The organism is Pseudomonas protegens, from assembly GCF_003732485.1.
GTDB lineage: Bacteria > Pseudomonadota > Gammaproteobacteria > Pseudomonadales > Pseudomonadaceae > Aquipseudomonas > Aquipseudomonas protegens_B.
On the sequence record NZ_MOAK01000093.1, the window covers coordinates 1 to 7,917 of the forward strand.

General features: G+C 56.1%; 8 protein-coding genes and 1 pseudogene. 3 read left to right on the forward strand and 6 right to left on the reverse strand.

What is annotated here, in order from left to right; translation table 11 throughout:
• Positions 1–245, reverse strand: a pseudogene (locus BLX41_RS33245) (IS3 family transposase); the annotation flags it as partial.
• Between the two features lie 456 nt (positions 246–701).
• Here BLX41_RS33245 and BLX41_RS33255 point away from each other — a divergent pair.
• From BLX41_RS33255 to BLX41_RS33265, 3 genes are all read left to right on the forward strand, one after another.
• Positions 702–1,343 (forward strand): hypothetical protein, encoded by a 642-nt coding sequence (locus BLX41_RS33255; protein ID WP_123728295.1) that lies wholly within the window; start codon positions 702–704, stop codon positions 1,341–1,343.
• Positions 1,344–1,464: 121 nt separating this feature from the next.
• Positions 1,465–1,794, forward strand: a complete 330-nt coding sequence (locus BLX41_RS33260; protein WP_123728296.1) for an MFS transporter — start codon at positions 1,465–1,467, stop codon at positions 1,792–1,794.
• Entirely contained in the window at positions 1,791–2,135 is a 345-nt protein-coding gene (locus BLX41_RS33265) for a hypothetical protein (protein ID WP_123728297.1), read from the forward strand. Before BLX41_RS33260 ends, BLX41_RS33265 begins: the two co-directional genes overlap by 4 nt.
• A gap of 528 nt (positions 2,136–2,663) precedes the next feature.
• Here the strand turns inward: BLX41_RS33265 and BLX41_RS33270 are convergent.
• From BLX41_RS33270 to BLX41_RS33290, 5 genes are all read right to left on the reverse strand, one after another.
• Complete coding sequence (locus tag BLX41_RS33270; RefSeq protein ID WP_259745538.1) at positions 2,664–3,755, reverse strand: GNAT family N-acetyltransferase; 1,092 nt, start codon at positions 3,753–3,755, stop codon at positions 2,664–2,666.
• Between the two features lie 2 nt (positions 3,756–3,757).
• Positions 3,758–4,462: an N-acetyltransferase gene (locus BLX41_RS33465; RefSeq protein ID WP_148059810.1), complete on the reverse strand. Its 705-nt coding sequence runs from the start codon at positions 4,460–4,462 to the stop codon at positions 3,758–3,760.
• Positions 4,459–6,384, reverse strand: coding sequence for a hypothetical protein (locus tag BLX41_RS33280; protein ID WP_123728300.1), 1,926 nt, complete (start codon positions 6,382–6,384; stop codon positions 4,459–4,461). The genes BLX41_RS33465 and BLX41_RS33280 overlap by 4 nt, the downstream gene beginning before the upstream one ends.
• Positions 6,381–7,691, reverse strand: coding sequence for an oligosaccharide flippase family protein (locus tag BLX41_RS33285; RefSeq protein ID WP_123728301.1), 1,311 nt, complete (start codon positions 7,689–7,691; stop codon positions 6,381–6,383). The genes BLX41_RS33280 and BLX41_RS33285 overlap by 4 nt, the downstream gene beginning before the upstream one ends.
• Positions 7,688–7,917: polysaccharide deacetylase family protein (locus BLX41_RS33290; protein WP_148059811.1), on the reverse strand; the 230-nt coding region annotated here is incomplete at its 5' end. The genes BLX41_RS33285 and BLX41_RS33290, both read right to left, overlap by 4 nt.

The following is a 7,917-nucleotide window of genomic DNA, read 5'->3' on the forward strand; positions in this document are numbered from 1 at the left end:
CGCAGACCTTCAAGACGCATCAGCCTCGCTACACGATGGCGGCCGCAATCTTCACCGACCTCGCGCAGATCGTCATGGATTTTGCGATAGCCATAAACGCCGCCGCTCTCCAGCCAGGAATGCTTGATCAAACCCACCAATCGCTGGTCGTCTTTGGCGCGTACAGATTGCGGCTCAGACAGCCAGGCGTAATAACCGCTGGGATGGACTCTCAGCGTCAGGCAAAGCCGTCGAATCGAATACCGGGCTTTTTTGTGCCTCTGAGGAAAGCCGCTACCAAGTGGACGCTTTCCCGGATGTACCCCGTTTTACCTGTAGCCAGGACAGCCCTCGGGATAGCCTGGACGTCGCTAGCCGGATAGTGCGACGTACGGAATCAACGCCGGCAGCCCGCGCACTCTGACCTCGCATGGTTGTGGAGAGGTGCGATCGATGCGATAGGGCGTCGACGCCGGGAACGTTATCGGTAGAGTGAGATTTGTAGGAATGGGAAATAGCTCATGAAATACTGGTTGCATGTACAGTGTTTTATTGAGATAGTCATTCCACTCCTCGGGTGCATAGAAAGCGAATGTCAGCTTGATGCAGGCGCTGACCCGCATCCGGCCGAGTGAAGGCCTTGAGCCCCAAACTATCGCCCTTGAGCGACATGAAAGCGGAATCATCCGCGACAAATCATTCGACTCAATAGGGTAATCCAAATGAAAAAGACTATCAGTGTTTCCCTGCTCGGTTTGTTGGCGCTTTTTGGTGCCAGCATGAGTGCCTTTGCTGACACAGCAATGTCCTGGAACTTGGCAAGGGATGTAGTTCTGGCAAAGGAGAGTGCCCCACAAGGTTCTCCTTGGTCGTTTATGCAGAACTCGTCTGGTGTGAACAAGGCCGAAAACTACGTCCCACTGCCGTACTTCAAAGCCGACTCATGCAGCAACCTCCCGGCTACATGCTGGATGGATCAAGTATCTGGGGCACATGTGTCGGTTCACCTGAAACCTTACACCTACACTGCAAACGGCAGCTTTACCATTGCAGCTGGTGACGTGGCATTTCACCCAGGCCAGAACAGCCAGACCGTCATCCGTTGGACCAGTCCTGTGGTGGGCGAGGTCAATATTCTCGGGCGAGTAAGCAGTATTCACAATAGTTGTGGTGATGGCGTTGCCTGGTCTTTGAATCAGGGGGATACGGTTCTTCAGTCCGGTAGCTTGGGCAGAGGTAACGGTGCTGTCTTTTCGGCCAGCAAAGTGCCTGTCACCAAAGGTTCTGCTCTCTACGTGGTCCTTGACAAGAAGGCCAACTACGTCTGCGACACCAGTACCATCGACATGCTCATTACTAAGTAAAAGATGGTGCTCACTGGCCCGGCCATGTGCCGGGCCTTCTATCTAGTGATTATTTGTATTTGGGTTTCTCCCAGATCAGCAATAGCCTTTTTTCTTTGATTATGCCCATGGAGTCGAGCGCATGGAGTTTCTGTACCGCATGCTCGACAGGCTTGATACGTGGTTTACCGCGGGATTGGTTGGCGCATTCGCCGCGAGCTGGTGGCACCGCGACGAACTGGTGGACCGGAAAGCCTGGGCCGTTTTCATCTTCTCGGGTGCTGTCTGCGCTCATTATCTAACTGGACTGGTGAGCGCTCACCTGGGAGTGGTCGAGCCCCGTAGCGTTGCTGGTATTGGTTTTCTGCTCGGCACCTTTGGCGGCTCGTTGATCGCTGCTATCACCCGGGCAATCAAAGCTGCTGACCTTTGGGCGTTCATACGTTCGAAGTTCGGGGGAGGTGGCACATGATCCTGGAACACGTTGCAACGTGGTCGGCTGGCCTGATCGCGCTATGGGCGACCTGGTGCTGCTTGAGCGGGAAGGTCCGCGACGGGGTGCTGGGGAAGTTGATCTACGCGACTATCGCGCTGAGCGGTTATGCGCTTCTGGTATGCAACGATAGGCTGATCATGTCCCAGTCGGTGGCGGAGGCGACGTTGTACGCCTCTCTGGCCCTGGCCGGCGTTCGGCACGTCTTCATGGTCACGTACTGGCAACGGGTGAAGGTCTGGCTGTGCCGGGCGTTGAACTGCGAGCACTGCCTGCACTGCGATATGCTCAAGGGCAGGGTAGAGCGCAGGAGTAAGTAATCCGCGCCACGTTTTCGAATGCGCCAAATCGTGGCGCGGGAAATTCTGGAGATGAGTCATAACGTTGACTATCACTGCTTGCTCCCCGGTTCACGCGAAACCAGAGGTAATTCAATCTTGCAGCCGTATGTTATCTAAGGGCATGTGCATACAGTTATCGAGGCTTGAGCGGGGCGCGATTTGCGCCGACGAACTGCAGGGGGTAAGGGGCGGCGTACGGTCGGCAGAACGCCGTAGATGGTGTGCGCAAAACCTACGCTAGAGCCCACGTACTATCGTTTGCATAAGCACAGAAATGATGGTTTTTTGTCAGTCATTTTTTGGTGGTTTTTTCTTTTAAAACAATTAGTTATTGATCTATAGGCCCCAGCATGGGGTGCTAGGGGTCGAGTGTTCGAATCACTCCGTCCCGACCATATTTTCTGGTATAAATCAGACACTTAAGCCGATCATCTAGATCGGCTTTTTTGTGCCTTCGCAAAACTAACCGGTAAGACCCTGAGGAATCTTCCCGAGCTGAAGTTACGCTCAACGTTTGTCGCGTTTTTTAAGGGCGGGTCTTAACTTTTTCCATACTCGGTCGGCCAGGCCCAGCAGCAATCCGCTGGGGGATGTTGAATAAAAGCTCCAGCGCTGATGTTCGACTTGGCCGCTCATGCGCTCATGCAGTTGATGGCTAGAGCGGTTCAAGCTGATCCGTGACGCGTCGACCCATTGCCAGTTTTCGTCGAGCCCCCAGCGAATCCATTCATCGAGCAGCAGCCGGCCACTGCCCAGGTTGGCGTAGTCCGGCAAGAAAGCGATGTTGTAGTCGTAGAGCCGCCCGTGCTCGAGCAACCCGAGGCGATAGCTGATGCAGCGACCTTGGTGTACGAGCAACACCACACGTACACAACCCTCTTCGGCCAGCCCGCGCAGAGCCTCTTGCATCCAGCGTTGGCGTCGAGCACCGGAGAAGATTCCCAAACCGTCCGCGCCTTTCCAGCTGGCCTGTTCCACTGTACGGATCAGGTCCATGAGCGAGTCCATGCTCTCGCGGTCGGGGTTGACGCGAATCACCCGGGCATCAATCTCGGCGCAGCGTTTTTTAGCTCGCCGCAGTTCATAACGCAACGTCTTGTCTCTGGCCTCTTGGCGATCGGCTTCGATAATCCTGTGTTCTGGTGCCCGGCAACTTACGGTGTAGGTGCTGTACCAGCATGCTTGGCGCCATGTCGACAAGGTGCGCGCGGCATCTATCAGCTCATTGATTTGCAATAGCGCATGGGGCAGTCGCTGGGATATGGCGTTCAATGCCAGCGCCATGAACTCTGATGCATTGTCGGCCACCATCAGGGCCAGACGATCACTCAACGGGAATCCCAGATGCCGGACCACACGGAGTGGCAGGCCAGCTTTTTTCTCTTGGCAGTAGATCAAGGGCAGGCACAGCACCAACCTTTGTTCCTTCCAGCCCAAGAGCACATGCAGGGTCTGTTCGGAGGGTAACCCCAGCTCGGCGCCACGCAGCCAGGCGAGTCGATTGAATGGTGTCGCATGCTTGATTTCACCAAGCAGCTGTTGAAAGGCATCGGCGGGAAATGCATCCCCTTGTAGGCTGCGGCACCAGGAGAACTGCATGCTCACAGCCGCTCCTTTTCGATGTTCACCGAAGGCACAGATGGTGGCGTGGGAAGCTTTTTGTATTGAGGGAGCAAGCGAGGGTGCTCGTATCGGCTACGCCGATGAAGGTGCAGGCAACCCAACACACGGTAGATATGTATTGATTCGCCAATTTCCTGAAAATCCAGGTTTGCATGCAGTTTCAAGGCCGGCTCGTTCAGCACATTGACCATGGCCCGAGTCCCGGTGAAACCGTATCGGCGGTATTTGTCCCACATCCGTTTCTGCGAGAGGCTTGCCAAGCCCAAGCCGCGATACAAGGGAGAGCATTCCAAAGCGAACTGGAAGATGTAGTTGTCGGGTACGTTGATCTGGCAGCGATAGTGCTTGTCAATGTAATAGCCCGATTCGCTGGCCCAGATCATCAATATTACATGGCCGTCTTCATCCAGATACACGTGTCCCCTGTAGTTCTCGTCGATTAGCTTTTCTATCGATGCTAGTTGGGAGGCAAAGTATTTCTTGAAAGCAGGTAGCGATTTATGGCTGACCTCTTCCCAGCGCCAAGGTTGTTCGGGCGGCGCGGATGATAGGGAAAGGTTCAATGGTCGATCCACCAATATGAACTCTGAGTGGCAATAGAAGTAACGCTGGCTAAGTACGCGTAGGCTATTCCGTAGCCCTTTGCGGCGTACTTTTTCCAACAACGAGATGGATGCGCTCATAAGACCTCCCATGTCAGAGCAAATATGGTTTCAGCGGGTAATTCGAAGCGAACTTGATTGTCGATGCATGGCACTGGTTCTGTAAGGGGCTGGCTGGAGGGACCAAGGAAATTGAGCCTGAACTCTTGCTGGCACATAGTGTTCATTCCGTTAATGGAGATTGATTGCCTCCGCGGTGTCTTATTCACACCTAAGATGCTGTATCGATTGTTTTCGAACATGGCCAGAGCGTCGACTTCAAATGCAGAGTTGTGCAGATCAAGCACCTGTGTCAGCCAATGTTGCTGGATAAACTGCTGTGCTATTGCCACTGGCTTCATGGCGAACGTGTTGTCGCGTAGGGTCAGCATTCCTTTGGGGTAGTTTTTTTCATCAATGGTCAAGGACCAGTTGAGCATGTCCAGTAACCCACTTCGGGAGGCGTTGATTACTACTGAGGTCCACCACAAGGAGGCGTAGTGCGTATCTTGCTGGTACGGGCTGACGTCCATGCCACTGGAGATATTTGTTTGACTCAGTAGCAGCGCCTTTCGGGGGCGACCCTTGGTATCCCGTCCGACCAGATCGGCAGCGGCACGGACACTGTCGTGATAGCGGCGGGTAGCGAGCAGGTCACGGATCATCCATTCATGCCAGGCCAGGGCGTCGATATCGGGATCATGCTGTGCAAGCAGTCGGCGCGCCCAGTCGATTCCGCGTCGTTGGCTGCCATCCGTTTGCATCGGCCCATCGATGAGCCGTGAGCTAGCTGGAATGGCCACCCTGACCCCGGCTTCATGCACACGAGGATCAGTCTTCAGGTGTTGCAGCATGAGCTGGAAATACGCGGCGTAACTTTCGTAGTCCGGGTAGTTGAGGTTGGGCTCATCGGCGAATGCCAGGTAGTGCAGGCCCTTGCGTTCCAATTGCAGGCTGTCGGCAAGCCAGGCGTCCAGGCCGGCGAGGGTGCTTTCATCGGCTACCAGCATCGCGTGTCGATCGGTTCCTGCGAGCAGGGTGATATCGGAGCTGATATGCAAATCTTCTTGGCTAGACCGCCGGAACTCAAGTTCGCGCAGGGGGGCTACTTTGCGCGCATCGAACAAACTGTAGAAGCCGGCAGACTGGCTGCCGATGCTCTGTTGCAACACTAGAGCCGGGTCTGGAAGTCGAGCATAGGGCAAGCTGACACCAAGGCGGGGAGTCTGGCCGAGTACCTGTGGCTTGAGTGTTAGCTGCACATCGCCCTGACTCCACTTCAGAGGATGTAAATGTGCAATGTCCTGACTGAAAAGATTGGCAGTGCCGTCCAGCCAGAATGCAGCTTTGCCTGAGCCACCCAGGGACAGACGCCAGATTTCGTCGCGTTGTGCCGTCGCAAGAGCCACTTGATCGAACTGGCCGTAGTCCTCGTAGTTGCCCAGGTCCAACACCACCTTGGTTCCATCACTCAAACGGGTGGCTTCTAATAGGCTGACGCCTCCGTGATATTTGCCGGCGAGGATGGCTTGTTCACCGGAGCGGACTTGGAAAAATAGTATGAAACCATCGGGGAACTTGGCACTGAAGTGCAGTTTGGTCGGTTCGAACTGCGTTGCGGTGGTGCCTTGAATGTTGCTATTGAAGGCTCGAAAGCTGTAACCGGGAATTTGCAGGCGATAGTCGCCCGTGGCCGGCGCCAGTTCGATTTCATGCGTTCCATAGGCTTGCTCAGGCTGGATATCCAGTTGTTCCAGTAGTTGCCCGGTTGGGCTCAACAGATACAGCTGTTCTTGATTGGCATCACTTTGCCAGGCCGGAGTCCAGTTCACTTGCAGCGTGTCAGGTGCACGGGGGCTCAAGTAAAGACTGCCGTTGCGCAAGTTTGACCACTGGGTCGCTTCGGCCGCAGCGTTTGGTAGCAGAATCAGCAGTACCAACGGTACTAGTAGACATAGATTCATGAGGCTATTTCCGTCGGCCGCACCAACCGAAATAGAACCAGGATGTCCTGAGGCAGCAAGAATAAAGTGTGATACCAGGCTGTCCCGCTCAAACGACAATATATGCGCAGCATGGCCAGGCCGACGGTCAAGTAGGTCAAGGATGAAGCCAGGCCGGCACCGACGATGCCCAGCGACGGAATCAATGCTGCGTTGAGCACAAGGTTCAGCGCGGCGCCAATGCCCAGTACCGCTGACAGAGTTCCTGGTCGCTGCTTACCTAGCAGATCCAGGCGCAGAATGCTCATGTAGCTCAATCCGAAGAGCCCTGGCAGCAGGACCAACAGAGCGCTGTAGGCCGGCGTGTAGTCGACACCGAACAGGGTGACGATCAGCCATTGGCCGATCACTGCCATCCCCAGGCAGGCGCCAAGCATGACTGTAGAAGTGGCCCGTAACGCCAGGGGCGTTAGCTGCTGCATGTGATCGCCCTGTTGCAGCAAGCGTTTCATCAGCGGGGTGGTGACCGCCTCGGGAATGATCAGCAGCAGCTCGGCGGCAGCGCTGGCCATGGCGTACCAGCCCAGGGCCGCCGGGTCGAGCAGGGCGCCGATGAACAGGTAGTCCGAGCGCAACATCATTTGTTCTGACAGTACACCGGGATGGCTTTGTGCTGCGTAGCTCAGCAGCTGTCCTTGTTCGCCAGCCTGCCAGCGTAATCGCAAGGAGTGAAAGCGTCCTAGCCAGCACCAGCCCACGACCACTACCAACAGCGTGCCGATAAGCCAGCTGACAACTGCGGCCGACAGCGGCTGGTCGCGCCAGATCCACCACAGGCCGACAAATAACAATAGCGGTATCAGCGACTCCAGTAGACGCAGTGCATTGAACGCACCGACCCGGCCATCGGCGTTGCATAAGGTTAGCAGTCCGCTCTTGAGCACACTGAGTGGTACTGCCAGTAGCAACAGCCAGATGAGTGAGCCCAGTTGCTGGGTGATATCCAAGTGATTGCCAACACTGCTCAGTAGTACGACAGCGATGACGGTGAGCGTACCGGCCAATAGACAGCCGTAGATCAGAATCTGGGTCAGCAGCAGGCCCATGGGCCGTTGTCGGGCCGTCTCATACCCGACAGCGGTGTTCAGGCCGCCACTGGTGATAGCTGCAATGAGGTCCGGCAGCATACCGAGCAAGGCAAACAAGCCTCGATCGGCCGGCCCCAGTAGGCGAGCCAGCAATATATTGCGCAGCATGCGGATGACAATGATGGTCAATCGGGTGCCCATGCTCAGGGCCAGGTGCCAGAGGTAGCTGTTGCGCTTCATGCCCGGGCTCCCTGGAGCAGGCGCCAGGCCAGCAACCCGGGGCGGCCGGCGCTGGCATGGCTGACATCGATACGCGGCAGGGCCAACAGCGGGTTGCCAGCGGCCTCGATCAGGCCCGGGCGGGTGCCCAGGGCGTAGCGATAACCCAGTTCGGCCACCGCGTCGCGGACCTCGGGGTTGTGATCGCCATTGGGGTAGCAATAGACCCCCAGCGGCGCCTGACAGT

Excerpts from the sequence above, each read along its gene's own strand:
- BLX41_RS33270 (WP_259745538.1), bottom strand. The coding sequence starts at position 3,755 with ATGCAGTTCTCCTGGTGCCGCAGCCTACAAGGGGATGCATTTCCCGCC.
- BLX41_RS33285 (WP_123728301.1), bottom strand. The coding sequence starts at position 7,691 with ATGAAGCGCAACAGCTACCTCTGGCACCTGGCCCTGAGCATGGGCACC.
- BLX41_RS33465 (WP_148059810.1), bottom strand. The coding sequence starts at position 4,462 with ATGAGCGCATCCATCTCGTTGTTGGAAAAAGTACGCCGCAAAGGGCTA.
- BLX41_RS33260 (WP_123728296.1), top strand. The coding sequence starts at position 1,465 with ATGGAGTTTCTGTACCGCATGCTCGACAGGCTTGATACGTGGTTTACC.
- BLX41_RS33255 (WP_123728295.1), top strand. The coding sequence starts at position 702 with ATGAAAAAGACTATCAGTGTTTCCCTGCTCGGTTTGTTGGCGCTTTTT.
- BLX41_RS33280 (WP_123728300.1), bottom strand. The coding sequence starts at position 6,384 with ATGAATCTATGTCTACTAGTACCGTTGGTACTGCTGATTCTGCTACCA.
- BLX41_RS33265 (WP_123728297.1), top strand. The coding sequence starts at position 1,791 with ATGATCCTGGAACACGTTGCAACGTGGTCGGCTGGCCTGATCGCGCTA.